The 20,929-nt window shown below is 44.4% G+C and carries 15 protein-coding genes, 2 tRNA genes and 1 pseudogene; 12 read left to right on the top strand and 6 right to left on the bottom strand.

Translation table 11 applies throughout. The annotated features are described in order from the left end of the window. The 3 genes from F6K57_RS07940 to F6K57_RS07930 form a co-directional block, all read left to right on the top strand. The coding region (locus F6K57_RS07940; protein WP_293066347.1) for an RNA-guided endonuclease TnpB family protein at window positions 1–936 on the top strand (936 nt) is incomplete at its 5' end. Window position 937: 1 nt separating this feature from the next. Next, entirely contained in the window at window positions 938–1,078 is a 141-nt protein-coding gene (locus F6K57_RS07935; protein ID WP_293066344.1) for a hypothetical protein, read from the top strand. Window positions 1,079–1,596: 518 nt separating this feature from the next. Further along, the gene (locus F6K57_RS07930; RefSeq protein ID WP_293066341.1) at window positions 1,597–2,709 is read left to right on the top strand and encodes a hypothetical protein; all 1,113 of its coding nucleotides are present in this window, start codon (window positions 1,597–1,599) and stop codon (window positions 2,707–2,709) included. Between the two features lie 147 nt (window positions 2,710–2,856). Here the strand turns inward: F6K57_RS07930 and F6K57_RS07925 are convergent. Beyond that, window positions 2,857–2,945 (bottom strand) — tRNA-Ser (locus tag F6K57_RS07925). Between the two features lie 104 nt (window positions 2,946–3,049). Between F6K57_RS07925 and F6K57_RS07920 the strand changes: the two genes are divergently transcribed. The 3 genes and pseudogenes from F6K57_RS07920 (at window position 3,050) to F6K57_RS07910 (ending at window position 5,452) form a co-directional block, all read left to right on the top strand. After that, complete coding sequence (locus F6K57_RS07920) at window positions 3,050–3,277, top strand: hypothetical protein (RefSeq protein ID WP_293066339.1); 228 nt, start codon at window positions 3,050–3,052, stop codon at window positions 3,275–3,277. A 169-nt stretch (window positions 3,278–3,446) separates the two neighbouring features. After that, window positions 3,447–3,611 (top strand): annotated as a pseudogene (locus F6K57_RS07915) (glycosyltransferase family 1 protein); the annotation flags it as partial. A 710-nt stretch (window positions 3,612–4,321) separates the two neighbouring features. Then, the gene (locus tag F6K57_RS07910; RefSeq protein WP_293017451.1) at window positions 4,322–5,452 is read left to right on the top strand and encodes a hypothetical protein; all 1,131 of its coding nucleotides are present in this window, start codon (window positions 4,322–4,324) and stop codon (window positions 5,450–5,452) included. Window positions 5,453–5,604: 152 nt separating this feature from the next. Here F6K57_RS07910 and F6K57_RS07905 read toward each other — a convergent pair. Further along, window positions 5,605–5,693: transfer RNA gene (locus F6K57_RS07905), tRNA-Ser, on the bottom strand. Window positions 5,694–6,665: 972 nt separating this feature from the next. On the opposite strand from F6K57_RS07905, the gene F6K57_RS07900 reads away from it, so the two are divergent. Then, a complete protein-coding gene (locus tag F6K57_RS07900) occupies window positions 6,666–7,934 on the top strand; it encodes a glycosyltransferase (protein WP_293017450.1) in 1,269 nt (422 codons plus the stop codon). 420 nt (window positions 7,935–8,354) lie between these two features. Beyond that, the gene (locus tag F6K57_RS07895) at window positions 8,355–10,640 is read left to right on the top strand and encodes a polysaccharide biosynthesis tyrosine autokinase (protein ID WP_293066336.1); all 2,286 of its coding nucleotides are present in this window, start codon (window positions 8,355–8,357) and stop codon (window positions 10,638–10,640) included. Window positions 10,641–10,882: 242 nt separating this feature from the next. Here F6K57_RS07895 and F6K57_RS07890 read toward each other — a convergent pair whose 3' ends face one another. Next, complete coding sequence (locus F6K57_RS07890) at window positions 10,883–12,046, bottom strand: transposase (protein ID WP_293066333.1); 1,164 nt, start codon at window positions 12,044–12,046, stop codon at window positions 10,883–10,885. A gap of 355 nt (window positions 12,047–12,401) precedes the next feature. On the opposite strand from F6K57_RS07890, the gene F6K57_RS07885 reads away from it, so the two are divergent. Then, window positions 12,402–14,507 carry a thioredoxin domain-containing protein gene (locus tag F6K57_RS07885; RefSeq protein ID WP_293066330.1) on the top strand — a complete coding sequence of 702 codons (2,106 nt, stop codon included), beginning with the start codon at window positions 12,402–12,404 and terminating at the stop codon, window positions 14,505–14,507. A 31-nt stretch (window positions 14,508–14,538) separates the two neighbouring features. On the opposite strand, the gene F6K57_RS07880 is transcribed toward F6K57_RS07885, so the two are convergent. Together F6K57_RS07880 and F6K57_RS07875 are read right to left on the bottom strand one after the other, a co-directional pair. Then, the gene (locus F6K57_RS07880) at window positions 14,539–16,224 is read right to left on the bottom strand and encodes a penicillin-binding protein 2 (protein WP_293066328.1); all 1,686 of its coding nucleotides are present in this window, start codon (window positions 16,222–16,224) and stop codon (window positions 14,539–14,541) included. A 158-nt stretch (window positions 16,225–16,382) separates the two neighbouring features. Then, on the bottom strand, window positions 16,383–16,916 hold the full coding sequence (locus tag F6K57_RS07875; protein WP_293066325.1) for a hypothetical protein: 534 nt from the start codon (window positions 16,914–16,916) through the stop codon (window positions 16,383–16,385). A 466-nt stretch (window positions 16,917–17,382) separates the two neighbouring features. Here F6K57_RS07875 and F6K57_RS07870 point away from each other — a divergent pair, with 466 nt between their 5' ends. From F6K57_RS07870 to F6K57_RS07860, 3 genes are all read left to right on the top strand, one after another. After that, complete coding sequence (locus F6K57_RS07870; protein WP_293066322.1) at window positions 17,383–17,682, top strand: hypothetical protein; 300 nt, start codon at window positions 17,383–17,385, stop codon at window positions 17,680–17,682. A 30-nt stretch (window positions 17,683–17,712) separates the two neighbouring features. Next, complete coding sequence (gene glgB, locus F6K57_RS07865; RefSeq protein WP_293066319.1) at window positions 17,713–20,001, top strand: 1,4-alpha-glucan branching enzyme; 2,289 nt, start codon at window positions 17,713–17,715, stop codon at window positions 19,999–20,001. Window positions 20,002–20,090: 89 nt separating this feature from the next. Beyond that, window positions 20,091–20,219, top strand: a complete 129-nt coding sequence (locus F6K57_RS07860) for a hypothetical protein (RefSeq protein WP_293066316.1) — start codon at window positions 20,091–20,093, stop codon at window positions 20,217–20,219. On the opposite strand, the gene F6K57_RS07855 is transcribed toward F6K57_RS07860, so the two are convergent. Beyond that, the gene (locus F6K57_RS07855) at window positions 20,213–20,812 is read right to left on the bottom strand and encodes a type II secretion system protein (protein WP_293036004.1); all 600 of its coding nucleotides are present in this window, start codon (window positions 20,810–20,812) and stop codon (window positions 20,213–20,215) included. The two genes, F6K57_RS07860 and F6K57_RS07855, sit on opposite strands and share 7 nt — an antisense overlap. Between the last annotated feature and the right edge of the window lie 117 nt (window positions 20,813–20,929).

Below are 20,929 nucleotides of genomic sequence, written 5' to 3'. Positions count from 1 at the left end.
AGCGTGGCCATAGGCCAAGGTAGAGCTAAATATCCTAGGTTCAAATCATATCATCATCGCCAATCAATTCAATATCCCCAAAACGTAAAACAAGTTGGTAATTATTTGAAATTCCCTGGAAAACTGGGCATTGTCAAAGCAGTAATCCATCGACCATTAGACGGGGAAATCAAAACGGTGACAGTCAGTAAAGACCCTTCTGGTAAGTATTACGCTTCTGTGTTAGTGGAGTATGAGGGTGACCATGTAAAGTCATCCACTGATGGGAAGGTGATCGGTATTGATTTGGGCATCAAAGATTTTGCGATCACCTATGATGGCGAAAAGACCTCTAAGTTCAGTAATCCCAAACATTTGGCTAAGTATGAAAAAAAACTAGCCAAAAAACAGCGTATTACTGCCCGAAAGAAAAAAGGTAGTAATGGGCGCAAAAAGGCCGTAAAGATTGTAGCTAAGGTATACGAACAGATTAGAAATGTCCGCCAAGACTACCTGCATAAGCTATCTAGAAAGATAGTAGATCAGAATCAAGTAGTAGTAGTCGAAAACCTAAATGTCAAGGGCATGGTTCGTAACCATAAATTAGCTAAAGCAATATCTGATCTGGCTTGGGGAACCTTTGTAAACTTCCTTTCTTATAAGTGCCAAAAAGACGGGAAAGTATTAGTCGAGATAAACCGATGGTTCCCTAGTTCTAAAACCTGCTCTAATTGTCATTACCAGATCAAGGAGTTGCCGCTTGATGTAAGAGCTTGGACTTGTCCAAGTTGTGGAACTCACCACGACAGAGATGGTAATGCGGCAAAGAATATTAGGGCAGAAGGGATCAGAATGCTATCCTCCTCTGGGACGGGGGAGGTCAACGCCAGTGGAGAAGAAGTAAGACCAAGACGTGGACGCCCGTCCAAGTTAAGGCATTCTTCCGTGTTCGCGTAGCGTGGCCAAAGGCCAAGCTGGAAGCCCCGACCTCAACCTAGTAGGTCGGGGTAGTTCACCGCCAATCGTCCCAATTCTGATTAAAGATGGACGTGTCTGGGAAAGCGGTGGGATTACCGTTTTTTTCCAACTGCTGGCGTAGAGCTTGGAGTTGGGTTTGTTGCAGGAGGGGTTCTTCTAGAAGCTGGTAAGGTGCTATCCCAGTTTCTAAGGAAAAAGATCGAGCGCCTCGGGATCTGGCAAGTGGACTTACGCCACTCAGCGGTGCGACCCCGGTCGGGTTTCCCGACAAGCGTGAACGCGCACCAAGAGAGAGGAAAAATCAGGAGCCAACGCCAATCGCTAATTTCCGATCGGGCAACCGAAAATAGAGAATTACAGAGGTTTTAGAGGTTTAGATAGCTAAGTCCTGTGTTAGTAGTGATGTTTACGCAGGGCAAAACTAAAAGCCAAAATGAGGTTATTCTGCTCTTTGTATCTGGTAAAGTTGGTCGGATGAGTAGACTATCCTAGGATTGGGTTCAAGTTCTTGAGTAGCTTATCTGATCTCAATGGCTAGCAGCTACAAGTTACTGACCAAGAAATATAGCTTTTAGCTTTTGCCTAACTGCTAAATTTGTTACCCCTAACCAATGACCAAGTAGTTTTTGAGGAGTGAGTGTGAAGAGTAATTTTCCTAAGACCCTTTCGATGCAACTGAGTATGGCAGTATTGACGATGGTCAGTTACCAGCTGTCTGCTACTGCTGAAACACCTAGCTATAATTCATCGGTAAAGCAATTTACCCAGACAGCAGCAGCGGTCAGACCTAAGCAATTAGCAGCAGCTTCCACCATCACACTTGACCCTAATCGATTTAATCCGGAAACTACACAGACTCCTGAAAATATCTTCAGACCAACTAGTCTGCCATCAGAGAATCTCAACACTATCACTGACCATCAAGCTAATTCCCGTTTAGGGCAATTGGACAGGATAGGAGCAGCGGTTCGTGCTACTAAGTCGGTAGGGTCTCCTAATGAATTGGTCAACCGCTCCCAATTCAATGGCTCAGTTGCACCAATTGCTGACTATACAGTCACACAAAAGCAGGTACCATTAGCCAATTTAGAAACTATCCAGTATCCTGGTAATCTCTCCAAACAAGACCTAGAAGCGATCACTGAGCAATCCCAAAAACCTTCTCAAGAGTTCAATAATCCTGTGGTAGCTCCACCGAGACCAGGGACTTTAGCGACATCTGTAGCAGCTCTAAACATACAACTAGATCCAGCCAGCTCTCCCACCTCAGAGCCAACCTCCTATGAAGTAGGCACCCCTGTAGCTCAAAGAAACATTGACCCTACTGGCAAGAGCCTCGGGGTTGGAAACTATATCGGAGTTGGCGGTCATATCGGTTTTACTGATGATGGCACCAATATTGGTCGAGGTGCCTTTATGATTAACGGCAAATACGATTTATCCCCCACTTTATCAGTGCGTCCTAGCATACTAATCAATGATGATGCTACCTTTGTGATCCCAGCCACTTACAACTTTATTTTCCAGGATGAACCGTTTGAGCCGCCTACTTACTCAGCTTTCGCTGGTGCTGGTTTGGCTTTTTCTACAGGTGATGAGGACAATGTCGGTTTAATCGTTACTGGTGGTGTTGATTGGCCATTTGGACCCAATTTTGTTGCCAATGCTGCTTTAACTGGTGGAGTTTTCATTGATGGTGCCACAGATCTCGGAATTTCTTTTGGCATTGGTTATAGCTTCTCTAACTTTTGACAGGTAGACAAGGGACAGATATAAGCAAAGAAGGCATAAGATGCATAATTACTGAATCTTATGCCTCCTTTTTACAAAGACCTAGGTAGAGTTAATCAAATTTTCTAAGCAACGAAAGTTTTATTTTTGCCAGTTGAGGATACTCAACGGAGAGGGAGGGATTCGAACCCTCGGATAGGCCTGAACCTATCAACAGATTAGCAATCTGCCGCTTTCGACCACTCAGCCACCTCTCCAAGGTGATGTCAATCCATAATAGCACATTTTTGAAGTTGTCAACTGCTAGTAATGTAAATTTTCTGATTAGAAACCATCAGCGATCGTTCACACTACTACAAACATGGGGGAAACCCCCAAGACTGCGCTGCCTTCCCAAGACCGTAATGGTGCGCTTACAGTCGTCCAATTAAATTCGCCACGGGTCGCACCTGAGGCATCGCTGAATGATGCACTATTTTTAAGTGAGGGACATTCAGCCAGCTATAAAGACCTGTGTCAAATCCCAGAAGCATCTCAAGATGCTAAACACTACCATATAGTGCCCGACTTAAGTTATCATTTTATATAAATAAATTGTTAAATTTATTTACTTCCATCCACTGATGTGTTAAGCACACCTGAGAGGTTAAAATTTGTTAAGTGAGTGTGTAAAAGCTCGACGCTGAGGGTTTAGTCGGATAGAGGTCAGACTCCCCATACCTGAAAACCTTCTGTAAGCTCCAACATCAAAAAAGCCTATGAATACGAAAAATACACAGCACATTGCTCTGATCTCCGTTCACGGAGATCCAGCGATAGAAATCGGTAAGGAAGAAGCTGGAGGACAGAATGTGTATGTGCGCCAAGTGGGTGAAGCTCTTGCTAAGCAAGGGTGGCAGGTCGATATGTTTACTCGCCTCTCGTGATTCGGCCTTCGAGGAGGGTTAGATAAATTTGGCCAAAATCACGACTATTCGTCCAAAATTCTCCCCATCTCCCCATCTCCCCATCTCCCCATCTATTTTTGGCGAGAATGAAACAGCCCTGCTTTTTTAAGGGGGATAATGGGGGATCTCCGAGGCAAGAAAACACGCCCTAGCCCCCCAATTCTGGGGGGAAAAACTCTCAAAGTCCCCCAGCGAGGGATTGCTCGCTGGGGGACCAACGGGGGCTTTAATAAAACTAGATGATCGCGCATTCATTCCTTAATTCAGCAACGCCAAAAATCAGGGGTTTAGCCAATAGACATCTCCGACAAAGAATCTGAAACCCCGATCCTATCTAGGTGAAAACCTAATTTCTGGAGATGTCTAATCGGTAATTTCCGATCGGGCAAGGGTAAATAGAGAATTACAGAGGTTTTACAGGTGTAGAGGGGTAAGTCCTGTGTTAGTGATGTTTGCCCAGGGCAAAACTAAAAGCCAAAATGAGGTTATTCTGCTCTTTCTATCTGGTAAAGTTCAAGGGATGATTAGACTATCCTAGGATTGGGTTCAAATTCTTGAGTACTTTACCTGATCTGATCTGGCTAGCAGCTACAAGTTACTGACCAAGAACTATAGCTTTTAGCTTTTGGCTAACTGCTAAGTTTGTTACCCCTAACCAATGACCAAGTAGTTTTTGAGGAGTGAGTGTGAAGAGTAATTTTCCTAAGACCCTTTCGATGCAACTGAGTATGGCAGTATTGACCATGGTCAGTTACCAGCTGTCTGCTACTGCTGAAACACCTAGCCATAATTCATCGGTGAAGCAATTGACCCAGACCGCAGCAGCGGTGAGACCCCAGCAATTAGCAGCAACTTCCACCATCACAGTTGACCCTGATCGATTTAATCCGGAAACTAAACAGACTCCTAAAAATATATTCAGACCAACTAATCTGCCATCAGACAATCTCAACACTATCACTGACCATCGAGCTAATTCCCGTTTAGGGCAATTGGACAGGATAGGGGCAGCGGTTCGTGCCAGTAAGTCGGTAGGGTCTCCTAGTGCATTGGTGAACCGCTCCCAATTCAATGCCTCAGTCGCACCAATTGCTGACTATACAGTCAGACAGGAGCAGTTACCATTAGCCAATTTAGAAGCCAATTTAGAAACTATCCAGTATCGTGCTGATCTCTCCAAACAAGAGCTAGAAGCGATCATTGAGGAATCCCAAACACCTTCTCAACAGTTAAATAATCCTGTGGTAGCTTCACCGAGACCAGGTACCTTAGCTACATCTGTGGCAGCTCTAAAAATACAACTAGATCCAGCCACCTCTGACACCTCACCAGCCACCTCCTATGAAGTAGGCACCCCTGTAGCTCAGAGAAATATTGATCCTACTGGCAACAGCCTCGGGGTTGGAAACTATATTGGAATTGGCGGTCATATCGGTTTTACTGATGATGGCACCAATATTGGTCGAGGTGGCTTTATGATTAACGGCAAATACGATTTATCCCCCACCCTATCAGTGCGTCCTAGCATACTAATCAATGATGATGCTACCTTTGTGATCCCAGCCACTTACAACTTTATTTTCCAGGATGAACCGTTTGAGCCGCCTACTTACTCAGCTTTCGCTGGTGGTGGTTTGGCTTTTTCTACAGGTGATGACAACAATGTGGGTTTAATCGTTACTGGTGGTGTTGATTGGCCTTTTGGACCCAATTTTGTGGCCAATGCTGCATTAACTACTGGAATTTTCGTTGATGGTGCCGCAGATGTGGGAATCTCCTTTGGCATTGGTTACAGCTTCTCTAACTTTGGCAGGTAGAAAAGGGACAAATAGAAGCTATTGAGCTAGGTAGACTTAATCAAATTTTCCAGATCTCTTGGTGCCCGTTCCCTAGCGCTTTTAAAAAGCGCGGGGCCGCACCGCTTTTCCAAGCAACGAAAGTTTGATTTTTGCCAGTTGAGGATACTCAACGGAGAGGGAGGGATTCGAACCCTCGGATAGGCCTGAACCTATCAACAGATTAGCAATCTGCCGCTTTCGACCACTCAGCCACCTCTCCAAGGTAGTGTCTATCCATGATAGCACATTTTTGAGCTTTTGACACTCCCCGCCCTGGAAGGACGGGGATTCTCATTTCAGCGTTCGCGTAGCGTGGCCTACGGCCTTGCTGTCTTGCTCACCCAAACCGGAGTCAGGGAGAGTAGAGGACAATTCTCCATGAGCGTGATTGCTCAATGATCCCGGTTCCGGTGTGCCGGAAACGAAACCTTAGAAGAGTGGAGCCTTAATCAAAAAGGTTAAAACTTTTGACTCATAGCCGACTAACTATAAAGGCTCCACTCTTCTTACGGTAACTTCTAACCCCACCGTACCTTTTTTTTAGATCTTTTTTTTATATAGATAGATACTTTTTTTATCTAAATTTATAGACGACGTTTAAGTCGTTAGACTAAATTACGCAATATGTATCTGATACATATTTTTTACGTTGCCTACTTATGGTTAGATAGTATCTCTCTAGTTTAAAAGTATATTTTTTATAATTTTATAGTAGCACACCTAGTACAAACTGTCAATAAAAAGTTTAAAAAAAAAGCCGTCGAACGAAGGACGGGGCGCGATTACCCAATTTTTTGGGTAAATTCTATGATGAGAAACTATGAGCGATCGCTCACACCACTGCAATACGAAAATGATCTCGAAAATCTATGATGACTCTCGGACTCTACCAATCTCTGACTGATGCACTAGTTTTAAGTGAGGTAGATCAGCCAGCTATTAAGACGTGCCTGAAAGCCCAGAAGCGTCTGAGAAAGATTATATACCATATAATAATGTAGCCAAGTAAGTTAAGATTATTATAAATTAATTGTTAAAAATTTACTTCCATCCACTGATGTGTTAAGCACCTCTGAGAGGTTAAAATTTGTTAAGTGAGTGTGTAAAAGCTCGACGCTGAGGGTTTAGCCGGATAGAGGTCAGACTCCCCATACCTGAAAACCTTCTGTAAGCTCCAACATAAAAAAAGCCTATGAATACGAAAAATACACAGCACATTGCTCTGATATCCGTTCACGGAGATCCAGCGATAGAAATCGGTAAGGAAGAAGCTGGAGGACAGAATGTGTATGTGCGCCAAGTGGGTGAAGCTCTTGCTAAGCAAGGGTGGCAGGTCGATATGTTTACTCGCCTCTCCAGTTCCAACCAAGCCACAATCGTTGAACATACTCCGGGTTGTCGCACTATTCGCCTAACTGCTGGTCCAAAAGCATTTGTGCCACGGCAAGAGATTTTTGAATACTGCGGTGAGTTTTTAACCGAATTGCTTAAGTTTCAGGAGCAATCAGGCATTACCTACTCAATAGTACATACAAACTACTGGCTTTCGGCTTGGGTGGGTATGGAGTGGAAGAAGCGTCAATCCCTCATTCAACTTCACACCTATCACTCCCTAGGCGCAGTTAAATACGAGTCAGTAGAAACAATTCCGAAGATTGCTGCTACTCGCTTGGAGATAGAAAAAGCAGTGCTAGAAACAGCAGAACGCATTGTGGCTACATCTCCCCAAGAACAAGAACACATGCGATCGCTAGTTTCAAGTAAGGGCGACATTGATATTATTCCCTGTGGTACCGACATTGACCGATTTGGCAAGATTAACCGCTTAGAAGCACGGCAAAAACTTGGACTTAGCCCTGAAAACAAAATCATCTTTTACGTGGGACGGTTTGACGAACGCAAGGGCATTGAAACCCTAGTTCGAGCTGTTGGTTCCTCCCAGCTACGGGGTGATGCTAACTTAAAGCTGATTATTGGTGGTGGTTCTCGTCCTGGTGAGAAAGATGGTATGGAACGCGATCGCATTGAAGGGATTGTCGCTGAATTGGAACTGCAAACTATCACCACATTTCCTGGACGCATTGCTGATGAACTACTTCCAGCTTATTATGCGGCAGCTGATGTTTGCGTAGTACCAAGTCACTACGAACCTTTTGGTTTAGTTGCCATCGAAGCCATGGCTAGTGCCACCCCTGTAGTAGCTAGTGATGTCGGTGGTCTTCAGTTTACCGTTGTATCTGAAGAAACTGGCTTACTGGCACCACCCAAAGATGCTGATGCTTTTGCGGCTGCTATCGACCGGATTCTCTCGGATCACGACTGGAAAAATCAACTTGGCTTAGGGGCAAGAGCAAGGGTAGAAAATATGTTTAGCTGGAATGGTGTTGCCCATCAGCTGAGTCAGCTCTATGAGAGCTTGCTGGAAGCAAAATCAGAGAATTTGGCAACAACTAGTGCCTGAAATCTATTGGGCACATTCATTCCCTGGCAATCAGGATAGATCTCAAAGGTTAAAGGATAAAGTTACGACGCTACTATTCCTTTTGCCTTTTTCCTTCATCTTATTCATCCTGATGGGTTGCAGAACTCTTGTATCTGTAAATTGGGAAAGTTTGGTAAATTGGATATCCTCTATTTTGTTTGCGATTGCCTCTTGCTGAGGAATGATGTTAAATGAACTTTCTTGTTTTCACCTTCAAGCAAGGAAAATTCAAGGTTATTGCTGTTCGCGTAGCGTAGCCCTTCGGGCTAATCGATACTGATCACAAAGCCGCGCTGATCATTCCTGATGTTCCTGTAACTAGCATGTAACTAGGGTTTATGCATCCTACCAGTTATCCAATCTCCAATTCCCAATCCCCAAGTAGCAAGAAGAAGAATTATGGGTTCCCAAGGAGCTTATAAGCCGTCCCTATTTAACCCTAGTGGTCAACAGCAGTATCGATCTTCTCCACAACTAACAGGGGGAGTCCATGAGTTGGAAGCCAGCAAACTCGATCTGCGTCGTATATTAGCTGCTGCTCGTCGTCGAGCTATCTTGATGGCAGGGGTGGCCCTTACTATCATATCCGGAATTATTGCCAAAACCTTAAGTGTAGTTCCAATCTATGAAGGCAAATTCCAACTGTTACTCGAACCTAGCTCTGGTGAAGACCCGTTTGAGTTACAGGGAAAACCCGGGGGAAATAGCATTGCTGCTCCAACTACAAGTTTCGAGTATGACACTCAAATTCAGCTATTAAGCTCTCCTCAGGTTATGTCTGAGATTGTGGAGCAAATTCAAACCCAATATCCAGAAATAAACTATCATACTCTCCGGGAAGGAATCATGGTATCCCGACTGGGAGAAACCAAAATTTTAGAAGTTGCCTACCAAGATTCAGACCCGGAAAGAATTGAATTTGTTTTGGAAAAGGTTGCTCTGGGCTACATCGAGTACTCTCAGCAACAACAAGAGGCTAGCATCAGACAAGGCATTCAATTTGTCTCGAATCAGCAGCCGAAAATACAAGGGCAAATTAATCAGCTCCAGCTACAACTCCAGCAACTCCAGCAGAAGTACAACCTGATTAATCCACAACTTCAGGGTCAACTGTTGACGAATCGGGTCAATGCTATTGTCGAACACAGACAAGCTACCCAAACTCAGCTGCGAGACACGATTATACTGTATGGTAAACTCAAAGGTCAGTTGGGGCTATCGTCACAGCAAGCAGAAGCAGTAGCTAACCTGATCGCAACACCCCGTTATCAACAATTGCTCAGCCAACTTTCTACTGTAGAAAGTCAGATGGTGTTGGATTTGGTACAATTCAAGGAAAACCAATCTACCTTTAAAGGATTAAGGCAACAACAGCAAAATTTACTCCCCCTGTTAAGTCAGGAAGCAGAAAGGGTGATGACTAGCCGTATTCAAGAGTTTGGTGGCAATCGTCAATCGGGTTCTTCAAGTACACTTCGCCTAAATTTGATTCAGCTAGTAGAGACGGCGAACCAAATCAAGGTTTTAGAGATGCGCCAGGCCGCAATCACTAAAGGGGAAAGTCTGATGAGTGAACAACTCAAACAGCTAGCTGTGATTGCCCATCGATATACAGAACTCAAGCAGAAGATTGAGGAAGCAACAGAAAGCCTAAACCGCTTTGAGTCAGTTCGGGAAACTTTGGAACTTGAGTCAGCTAAAACCAGCATCCCTTGGCAGACAATTGTTGAGCCGCAACAACCTCAAAAACCAATATCCCCCAATTTGCCTGATACTTTGCTCCTAAGTGCAGCAGCAGGGATAGTTGCAGGTGCCACAGCTGGGTTTTTAGCAGAAAAGTTACATCAGTTACTTAACAGCACCGACGATCTCAAAGAGTATACTCGCTTACCAATATTAGGCACAATCCCCTTTAACAAAGAACTCCAGAAATGCACTACTGTTACTGGTGTGGGCATAATACCCGAGCCGGAAGCCTCAGCTCCACAACTCGGTGTGGGATCTGGTAGTTACCAGATTTCTCCTCTTTTAGAGGCTTTTCGCTGTCTCCAAGTTAATCTCCAATGTCTGTATTCTGAGAAACCCATTAGCGCTATAGTGGTAAGTTCTGCTGAACCAGCAGATGGTAAATCCACTACGGCTATATTCTTAGCCCTGGCAGCAGCAGCAATGGGGCAAAAGGTTTTACTCGTAGATGGTAATCTGCGCTTTCCTCAGATTCATCAGAAGATGGATTTACCTAATTTGTGGGGACTGAGCGATGTTATTTCTAGCGAAATCAAGGTTGATGATGTGATTCAGCGATCGCCTCTAGAGGAAAATCTTTCTGTCCTAACTGCTGGTCAAATTTCCCCCGACCCCACCCGGCTTCTCAATTCCCAAAAGATGCACAATTTAGTTCAATATCTCAAAGAGCGGTTTGAGCTAGTAATTTTTGATACCCCTCCCCTACTTGGTCTGGCGGATGCAAGACTTCTGGAGCCTAATACCAATGGGATATTGATGGTGGTAGGCTTAGGGAAAGCTAACCAAGTTTTGTTTAAAGAAGCTCTCTCGGAATTGAGAATTGCTCATAGCACAGTATTGGGTATAGTTGCTAATGGTTTAAAAGGGTACACTACCGGTGCCTATGATTACTATCATCATTACTTTGGCAATACTTTTGAGGAAACCAAAGTTTCATAGTGATTGGTTATTGGTAATTGGTCATTTTTAACTACCGTAATAACCCTAGTGAATCACAAATGAGTGACAGCTCCTACACTGACCTTGCAGGTTCAGTGTAGGCTTCCCAGTCAATCCAGCCATCGCTTCGGAGGCACTGGGCTTTAAGAACGGACTGCCGAGAGACGAAACCTTAGATAGTGGAGCCTTTATTGTTAGTCGGCTATGCATAAAAGGGTTAAAACTTTTTGATTAAGGCTCCACTATCTTACGGTAACTTCAAACCCTGCCGCTCTGTTTTTGATATTTATTGCTGCATTATGGTCACGGTCGAGGCTGCATCCACAATGGGGACAATCATGCCAACGAACATGCAGTTTTTTAGGAACTTTCTTTCCACAACCGGAACAATTCTGCGAAGTATTCTGGGCGCTTACTGGAACCGCCAACAAGCCAGCATTTAAGGCTTTGCTTATCAGGATTGTTAGGAAGCTTGACCACCCAGCATCCAACACAGATTTAGCCAATCGGGATTTAGCAAGTCCCTTGACGTTTAACTTTTCATGAGCGACTACATCATATTTTGATAGCAAATAATTAGCGGTTTTGAAATGGAAGTCTTTCCGTTTGTCTGCTATTTTTTTGTGTTGTTTTCCAAGTTGCTTAATAGCCTTGAGTCGGTTAGCCCCTCCTTTCTTCCGTCGAGATACCCGTTTTTGGATAACTTTTAACTTTTTCTGAGCTTTCCGGTAATATTGAGGAACTTGAATGGTTTCCCCTTCAGAAGTTGTTAAAAACTCTTTAAGACCAACGTCAATACCAACTATTGAGTCAGGATTAATGTTAGTCTTGATTTCGGTAACTGTTTTGTCTTCCAGAGACAAAACCAAATAATACTTATCACATTTTTTAGTGATAGTAGCCGTCTTAATCTTAAAGCCGTTAGGGATAGGGCGATGCAATACAACCTTAACCTTCCCTATTTTAGGCAGATTGATCAGATTGCCCTCCAAGCATTCTTCTTTCATCTGAGGATAAGTAAACGTACGGTAGCGGTGCCGTTTTTTGAATCTGGGTCTTCCGCTTTTTTTGCCCTTACTGTCTCCTTTAATGAACCGATCAAAAGCTAATTTAACCCTTTTTACTACATCCTGAAGTACCTGGGAATGTATCCCCTTGTAGTGAGGATGAGTCTTTTTAAGATTTGGGAGGGTTTTCTTTTGGCTGTAATAGTCAGGATTTTCCCTTAATTCAGGGAGATGACAAACAAGAGGGCATGCGTTAATTGAGCACCGATTATGCTCGTACCAGTTGAATCGGTCAGCCAAAAGATAGTTGTACTGAGCACACAACATCAAAAGCCAGTCATCTATTTTGGCTTTTTGCTCTTTTGTTGGCTTTAACCGATACTGGTACGCAATTCTCATTGACTTGCCTTAATTCTCATCGACCTACTACTATAATTATAATATATGTATATACAAACAGTAATCCAGATGAAAGATAAAAAATTGATAATCAGGATTACCGATTTTGAAAAAAGACAGTTGATACAAGAAGCGCAGCGACGTGGAATGACTCAGTCAGAATTAATTAGAAGCTTGATAGCTCGTTTCCCTGATCCATGCATATCCTGTGCAAAATTCATCCCACACCTATGCTGCGCATTAGGTGTGGGGCTTCTTTTGCCGAACCGCTAACGACAAATAACTAACCACAAATACATCAATGATTCAGTACTCACCAAGGTAGACTTAAGGTGAAGCGACTACTGAAGCTGTCATGACTAACCGCCTTGCCCAATCCCAAAGCCTTTATCTACGTAAGCATGCTGAAAATCCGATCGATTGGTGGCCTTGGTGTGAAGAAGCGCTATTAACAGCAAGAAAACAAGATAGGCCAATTTTCCTGTCTATCGGTTACTCTAGCTGCCACTGGTGTACGGTGATGGAGGGCGAAGCGTTTTCCCATCAGGCAATTGCCAAGTATATGAATGCTAATTTTCTTCCGATTAAGCTAGACCGGGAAGAAAGACCGGATATTGACAGCATTTACATGCTAGCATTGCAGATGATGACAGGTCAAGGAGGCTGGCCCCTTAATATTTTCCTGACACCCGATGAGTTGGTACCCTTTTATGGAGGTACCTACTTCCCTGTGGAACCACGCTACGGACGACCGGGGTTTTTGCAGTTGCTCCAATCAATTCGTCGCTTCTATGATTTAGAAAAAGGCAAGCTTAACAGTTTCAAAGAAGACATCCTGGGATACCTCCAACAGGCAGCAGTACTACCGGAATCAGAGCAGCTTGGTGATGATTTGCTATTTATCGGTGGTCAAGTTAGTGTGGGTGTCGTTAATGATCTCAATCCAGGTCCACGTTTCCCCATGATTCCCTATGCCAGTATGGCACTACGGGTTACTCGCTTCGATTGGGCATCGGAGTATAATCCACAGCAGGCTTGTGCAAAGCGGGGACTAGACTTAGCTAAGGGGGGTATTTACGATCATGTCGCTGGGGGGTTTCATCGCTACACGGTTGACCCCACTTGGACAGTACCCCACTTTGAAAAAATGCTCTATGACAATGGGCAGATTGTGGAGTACTTGGTAGATTTGTGGAGTGCAGGGATTCAGGAAGCCGCTTTTAAACGAGCGATCGCAGGAACAGTTCAATGGCTCAAGCGGGAAATGACCGCTCCGAATGGTTTCTTTTATGCTGCTCAAGATGCAGATAATTTCGCGACCCCAGCAGACAGTGAACCTGAAGAAGGGGCGTTTTATGTCTGGAGTTATTCAGAACTAGAACAACTGCTAAGCCCATCGGAGTTTACAGCAATTCAGGAAGAATTTACTCTGACCAAAGAGGGCAACTTTGAAGGCAAGAATGTGTTGCAGCGCCGTTACTCAGATCAGTTTTCCCAGAACACTGAAGCTGCTTTGGCTAAACTGTTTGAAGCACGTTATGGTGCCAAACCGGATCTCCTGGAAACCTTTCCACCAGCCAAGACCAATCAAGAGGCAAAAACCCGGAACTGGCTCGGTAGAATTCCACCAGTAACGGACACCAAAATGATTGTTGCCTGGAATAGCTTAATGATTTCTGGTCTAGCGCGAGCCTATAGTGTGTTTCTTGAACCGGACTATTGGCAACTAGCAACTGTTGCTGCTCAATTCATCCTCAATAATCAATGGGTAGCAGGACGATTCCACCGACTAAACTATGATGGTCAACCGGCAGTGCTGGCTCAGTCTGAGGATTATGCTTTGTTTATCAAAGCTTTGCTAGATTTACATCAAGCAAGTTTGTCAGTAGAACAACCTTGGGCAAAAGGCCAAGGTTCAAATCTGCAACCGATGAACCTGTCACCGGCCAGTTGGTTAGAGAAAGCTGTTAAGGTTCAGGAGGAGTTTGATGAATTGCTGTGGAGTGTGGATAATGGTGGTTACTATAATGCTGCCACTGACCCTAGTGATCAACTGTTAGTAAACGAGCGTAGTTATACGGATAATGCCACACCATCTGCCAATGGCGTAGCGATCGCTAACCTAGTACGTCTGGCTTTACTCACTGAAGATTTGCGATACCTTGACCGAGCAGAAGAAGCCTTGAAAGCATTTAGTAGCGTACTCAACACATCCCCTCAATCCTGTCCCAGTATATTTACTGCTTTAGATTGGTACCGCAATTGCACTCTGATTCGCGCTGGTGCTGACCAACTTACCTCCCTGATCTGTGGGTATTTCCCCGTCAGTGTTTATCAATTAGATACCCATCTGCCAGATTCTGTTATTGGTTTAGTTTGTCAGGGACTTAGTTGTAAACCAGCAGCCAGTAACATTAATCAATTATTAGCACAGGTGCAGACAAGTCAAACCAGAGCTTGAATTGTACTCATTTGAAAACAAAGTTGCCCTACTACCGGAAGTTTTGAGACGATGGTGGAATCTGCTCAATGGCAATCAGTGCTTCTATAACTGATTTGACTAATGGTGCAGCTACGGTAGAACCAAAGGCATTGCCTTGGGGTTCATCCACTACTGCTAAGATGACATAGCGGGGAGATTCTACTGGCAAAATTCCCACAAAGCTGGTGATCTTGGCATCGCTGTAATAGCCCCCATTAGGACTGGCTTTCTGAGCCGTACCGGTCTTACCACCAATCCGATAACCAGGAATACGGGATGCCTTTCCAGAACCATCAGTTACTACAGTTTCCATCATTTCCACCACTGTCCGAGTAGTGTTGGGGGAAAATACTCGTCTCGGTGCAGGACGGCGTGGTTGCCAGTGGGAATTCCCTTTGGTGTCAAACAGTCCGCGAACCACATGGGGAGTCACTAGCTTACCGCCATTGGCAAGGGCACCTAGCATCTGAGTTAGCTGAATTGGGGTTAATGAAAAGCCTTGACCAAAGGAAGCCGTAGCTGGTTCAATTGGGGAAACTTTAAACTTGTACTTACTTTTGAGCTGTCCAGCCGTCTCAGCTGGTAACTCAATTCCTACTTTTTGCTTTAAGCCTAGCTTCTCTAACCAGTCATAGTAAACCTCAGGTTTCATCTTTTTCATCATCCTCACCATGCCCACATTGCTGGAATGTTGCAGAATCTTGGTGGGATTGATCATCCCGCGAGCGCCTACTGATTTATAGTCATGGTTGAGAATCGGCCATTCGCCAATTTGAATCTTACCAGTGTCGTTGAACAAGCTTTGGGCTGTAATGATACCAGTTTCTAATGCGATCGCAACGTTTAGGGGTTTGAATGTCGAACCAGGTTCATACAAGTCTGACAACGCCCAATTTTTAAACAAACTCACATCGAATTTGGAGTACTGATTGGGGTTGTAGGTTGGCTCACAAACTAGGGCTAACAAGGAACCATTGTGTACATTCATCACTATGATACTGCCACGCTCTGCATTAAACTTCTTGATAGTTTCCTTGAGGGCAGAGCGAGCTGCTCGTTGCAGGCGACTATCGATAGTTATTTGTAGCCGCAGGTCATCAAGATGCATAAATCCTTCTGGCACATGACCTGGCATCAAGGCTCCATTGCCAGCACGGCTCAGTCGGATGTTTTTTATCTCCCGTTCTAGGAACTTTTCTTGGGTGTATTCTAGACCGGCTTGACCCAGATGATCGAAAATGTTTACATAACCCACCACATCTGATGCCAATTCATTTTGGGGATAAAAGCGGGAGTATTGTCGAATCAACTCTAAACCATCTAAGTTCAACCGAGCAATTTGGTCTGCGATCGCTTCTGGGATCGTATTGCCCAAGCGAATACCACTCTTACGTTTACCGAACAGCTCCTCCAAATCTGTTGGTGTTTTTTTGATCATCGGAGCCAGCAAAGCAGCAATTTCCTGTAAGGATTTTTTGAACAACTTCGGGTGAGCATATAAGGTATAGACAGGTCGGTCGATGGCTAAAACATTCCCCTTGCGGTCAACAATAGGACGGCGAGGTACAAACGGCCGCATATAGACCATTTGCTGCCGCCGTGCTTTTTCCTCTAGGGACGATCCCTCTGAAACTTGCAAACGGTATAAATTTAGCAACAGCCCACTGCCGCCTGCCATCATTATTACCCATATCATTAGCAGTCTCAAACGGTTGTTTCCCAGTGACTTACCGGGCTTCATAAGGTTTTACCTGACTATCATTTTTAACAAATATACTTATCAAGATATACTTAAATGAATATACCATTACATATTTTTACCTACCCTCATTCGCCCTATACCTAGGCAAAAAACTAGTAACCCAGGGGTGTGATTTTTTTTTGTTTTGGCTCAGGAGGTTTCGTGAAAGCGGTAAATGGCTGGCGCTGAGGACGTTCAGGAGCTCGTTTGAGAAAAATTGTATTACTTGGATTAGGAGTAACCAGTCCTGTAGCTGGATTTTCAGCCTGTTGAGCGAGTTGATCTTTGATCACTTCCGTTGTTGCTGTCATATTGCGCTCATCTCTTTGCAGCTCCTCTAGCTTACGATACTCTTGGCTCCATTGTTGCTGGCTGTAAACTGTCCAGGAATAAACGGTGACAGCAGTAGCAATTAGTGTAAATGTTACTATATCTGAGCCAAGTTTTAAAAATAGTAAGGCTTTCAACAAAATTGGTGTTTGCTGCTGCAAAACGCTCACGTTTTCAACCTTTGGCTGAGGGTTTTTCGGTGACATCATAGTATGTGTTGGTGGTCGTGCTATCCTATAACGTTGGTTTTTTGAAATAGCCAATGATTGCTGAGACCGATTTCTTTGACTACGAGCAGAGCGAGGAACAGCATTCATAAAAAACTCCTTAGTTGTTGGAAACACCTATGGGAAACCGGTAAATTTTAATCAGGGCAGGAAAACAATCTGGTGGCTGAGACTTCAGAGGTCTTAGGCTGGTTAGCTAACTCAAGAAGCGCTGCTGACCAGGATTAACTTGGTAGCAGTTATTACTAGCTACAAAGATGATGCTAGAACGCACCTATCTTAGCATCAGCTCAGATTCAGGAGGAATAGTGAGTTAGGGACAGCGGAAATTTGTGATAGCCTAGAAATTAGTAGTAAAAATCAGAAAAAAACCTGAGCGCACCAATAACCCTAGCTATCACCCTAAGGTTAGAGCAAAAAACCAATCCCATCAATAGAAATTCCTGTAAATCAATCACACAGCCACACTGATTAATCCAGACGCCACAGGCAGTGCTGAATCGGTTGAGATAGGATTTGATTAACGAATCAATTTAAGTAATCAATCCTCTTGGTGATGGCTAAATTGTTGAAATTGTTAGGAATTGGCCTAGAATTAACTATCGCTATACTTATAGCTAGACCAGCTTGGTGTTTACCACCTCCGGAAGATCTACCAGAAGAGGTGTTGAGAACCGAGATTATTATTGAAGCGCGATCGCCTCTTGATGGCAAGGCAATGAGTCCCGCTGAATACGCCCAACTGCAAGATGCCATAGCACAACGCTCAACCACCCCTGGCCTTGACCCCCAGATTCGAGAATTGATTTTCCTGCTGCAACTGAGCGATTTGTTTCGGACAATCCTTCCTTTCTAACGGTGATCCTCCCAGACCTGTTTATCCTTAATGTATTCAAGAATTACTTCTGAACAAATTGACCAGATCGTAGGAAACCAACATCATAACCCCTTTGAAGTGCTTGGTTCCCATAAATTTGAGCAGGATGGTAACGTTAGTTGGGTGGTGCGGGCTTATCTACCAAAAGCAGAGGCAGCATGGGTAGTTCTGCCCACGGAAAGGAAGTCTTACCTGATGCAATCGGTACACCATCCTCACTTTTTTGAGGTGGAAATTGAAACACCTCGGCTGGCTAATTACCAACTGCGGATTAAAAAAGGCGGACGGGAATGGGTTAGCTATGACCCCTATGGCTTCCGTTCTGCCAAACTAACGGATTTTGATTTGCACCTATTTGCGGAAGGGAATCATCACCGCATCTACGAGAAACTGGGGGCTCATCCTACAGAAATTGATCGGATTGAGGGAGTCTATTTTGCCGTTTGGGCACCTAATGCTCGTAATGTTTCAGTCATCGGGGATTTTAATGATTGGGATGGCCGTCAACATCAGATGCGCAAAGGGGAGACCGGTATCTGGGAACTCTTTATTCCTGAACTAGGAGTGGGAGAACCCTACAAGTACGAGATTAAAAATTCCGAAGGTCATATCTACGAAAAATCTGACCCCTATGGTTTCCAACAAGAGGTCAGACCGAAAACTGCTTCGATTGTTACCGATTTGGAAGACTATCAGTGGCATGACCACCACTGGATGGAGCATCGGCGTCACACTGACCCCTTGAGGCAACCGATTTCTGTCTATGAGCTACATCTGGGCTCTTGGCTTCATGGTTCTTCAGCTGAACTTCCTCGGGGAGCAAATGGTGAAACCCTAACCGTGGTAACCGTTTCAGACCTCAAACCAGGAGCCCGTTTCCTGACTTACCGAGAACTAGCCCAAAAATTGATTCCTTATATCAAAGAATTGGGCTTCACCCATATCGAAATCTTGCCCCTGGCCGAGCATCCCTTTGATGGGTCTTGGGGCTATCAGGTTACCGGTTACTATGCCTGTACCTCGCGCTATGGTAGCCCACAAGACTTGATGTATTTTATCGACCAGTGCCACCAAAATGGGATTGGGGTAATTTTGGATTGGGTACCCGGTCATTTCCCCAAAGATGGTCATGGTTTGGCTTTCTTTGATGGTACTCATCTCTATGAATACGCGGATCCCCGTAAAGGTGAACATCAGGAGTGGGGAACCTTAGTCTTCAACTATGGCCGTAACGAAGTGCGGAATTTTCTGGTAGCTAACGCTTTGTTCTGGTTTGATAAGTACCACATTGATGGGATGCGGGTGGATGCGGTAGCATCTATGCTCTATCTGGACTATTTACGTGGGGATAGAGAATGGATACCAAACCAGTATGGGGGTCGGGAAAATCTTGAAGCGGTGGATTTCCTTAGGCAAACTCATCAGGTAATTTTTGGTTATTATCCCGGTGTTCTCTCCATTGCCGAAGAGTCAACGGATTGGCCGATGGTGTCTTGGCCAAATTATTTAGGAGGTTTGGGATTTAATCTGAAGTGGAATATGGGCTGGATGCATGATATAATAGACTATTTTAGCATGGATCCCTGGTTTCGCCAGTTCCACCAAAATAATGTTACCTTCAGCATGTGGTACAACCATGCTGAAAATTATATGCTTGCCCTATCTCACGATGAGGTGGTTCATGGCAAGAGTAATATGCTTGGGAAAATTCCTGGGGATGAGTGGCTCAAGTTTGCTAATCTCCGCTGTCTGTATGCTTATATGTTTGCTCACCCAGGTAAGAAAACTCTATTTATGAGTATGGAGTTCGGTCAGTGGAGTGAGTGGAATGTCTGGGGAGATTTGGAATGGGATTTGTTGCAATATCAACCCCATAAAAATTTAAAGCAGTTTATTAGTGACCTGAATTATTTGTATCGTAGGGAACGAGCGCTTTATACTCAGGATTTTGACCAGGACGGGTTTGAATGGATTGATTGTAGTGACAATCGCCATAGTGTCGTGTCATTCATTCGCTATGCTCACGATTCGGAAGAGTTTATTGTGACAGTGTGCAATTTTACCCCTCAGCCCCATAGTCATTATCGGGTAGGAGTGCCAGAGATGGGATTCTACAAGGAATTGCTCAATAGTGATGCTCGCCAATACGGTGGTAGTAATATGGGTAATCTAGGGGGTAAGTGGACAGATGAATGGTTCTTCCACAATCATCCCTATTCCCTAGATTTGTGTTTGCCACCCCTGGGGGTGTTGATTTTAAAGCTAGATCATCAGAAGACTCAGGCAGAGTTACAGTAGTAGGGAAGTGTGGTAAGTGTGGTAAGTGTGGTAAGTGTGGTAAGTGTGGTAAGTGTGGTAAGTGTGGTAAGTGTGGTAAGTGTGGGGAGATGGGGAGTCAGATCAGTTTTCCCGATTCCCGATTCCCGATTCCCGATTCCCGATTCCCGATTCCCGATTCCCGATTCCCGATTCCCGATTCCCGATTCCCGATTCCCGATTCCCGATTCCCTCAATAACAATACTTCTTACTGTTATTCGGTTTAGGATGAGATCTACCCTTGCGTAGGGCTCCGAGCAAGGTGGATAGGTAGACGCAACGTTGGGTGGTGCTATTATTCTTGGTGATTATGGTGATTTGTCCGAGTTGTCCGTTGGTGTTTCCTTTGTGGTTAAACTGGACTCGCCATGGTCCAGTATTTGAACAGTCTCCCTTTGGTTTGGCTAGGGTGGTCTCGGATTTACCTTTCTTATTTTTGTCTTTGTAGATGGCGATGGTAGGGTTAAGGCTATGCCAATGGACTTGATTTTCGATGCATGTTTTTCCCATAGCTCGGTGAATTGACCACTGGACAATGCCATCTTTTTCTCGAAAGCTAGTTTGCCAGGTCGCTTTGTCTCGTTTAGCGTTGCTTTGGGCAATCCGCATGGCTCGGTAGATTTGGTCTTGGGCTATGTTGAGCTGCAGATGATTGATAAAGGTAAGCCAGCTGGGGGTTGCGATCGCAGCCAATATTCCAACTACTAATACTATCAGAATAGTTTCCAGTACAGTGAATCCAGCGATCGCATCAGCTCGGGATTGATCGCCCTGTTGGCTATTAAATTGCATGAAATATTACCCTGATTTAAGTAGGTTTAACTCACATCTTGCACCATTATCAATAAGCTTGGTTCATGTAGGGTGGGCAGTGCCCCAGACAGATTCAGAAGCTTGCAAAGCGCCTAG

Origin of the sequence: Moorena sp. SIO4A5, from assembly GCF_010672005.1 — a bacterium.
Lineage (GTDB): Bacteria > Cyanobacteriota > Cyanobacteriia > Cyanobacteriales > Coleofasciculaceae > Moorena.
This window is presented reverse-complemented; position numbering and strand designations above follow the sequence as displayed.

Excerpts from the sequence above, each read along its gene's own strand:
- F6K57_RS07920 (WP_293066339.1), top strand. The coding sequence starts at position 3,050 with ATGGGGGAAACCCCCAAGACTGCGCTGCCTTCCCAAGACCGTAATGGT.
- F6K57_RS07900 (WP_293017450.1), top strand. The coding sequence starts at position 6,666 with ATGAATACGAAAAATACACAGCACATTGCTCTGATATCCGTTCACGGA.
- F6K57_RS07895 (WP_293066336.1), top strand. The coding sequence starts at position 8,355 with ATGGGTTCCCAAGGAGCTTATAAGCCGTCCCTATTTAACCCTAGTGGT.
- F6K57_RS07890 (WP_293066333.1), bottom strand. The coding sequence starts at position 12,046 with ATGAGAATTGCGTACCAGTATCGGTTAAAGCCAACAAAAGAGCAAAAA.
- F6K57_RS07885 (WP_293066330.1), top strand. The coding sequence starts at position 12,402 with ATGACTAACCGCCTTGCCCAATCCCAAAGCCTTTATCTACGTAAGCAT.
- F6K57_RS07880 (WP_293066328.1), bottom strand. The coding sequence starts at position 16,224 with ATGATATGGGTAATAATGATGGCAGGCGGCAGTGGGCTGTTGCTAAAT.
- F6K57_RS07875 (WP_293066325.1), bottom strand. The coding sequence starts at position 16,916 with ATGAATGCTGTTCCTCGCTCTGCTCGTAGTCAAAGAAATCGGTCTCAG.
- F6K57_RS07870 (WP_293066322.1), top strand. The coding sequence starts at position 17,383 with ATGGCTAAATTGTTGAAATTGTTAGGAATTGGCCTAGAATTAACTATC.
- glgB (WP_293066319.1), top strand. The coding sequence starts at position 17,713 with ATGTATTCAAGAATTACTTCTGAACAAATTGACCAGATCGTAGGAAAC.
- F6K57_RS07860 (WP_293066316.1), top strand. The coding sequence starts at position 20,091 with ATGGGGAGTCAGATCAGTTTTCCCGATTCCCGATTCCCGATTCCCGAT.
- F6K57_RS07855 (WP_293036004.1), bottom strand. The coding sequence starts at position 20,812 with ATGCAATTTAATAGCCAACAGGGCGATCAATCCCGAGCTGATGCGATC.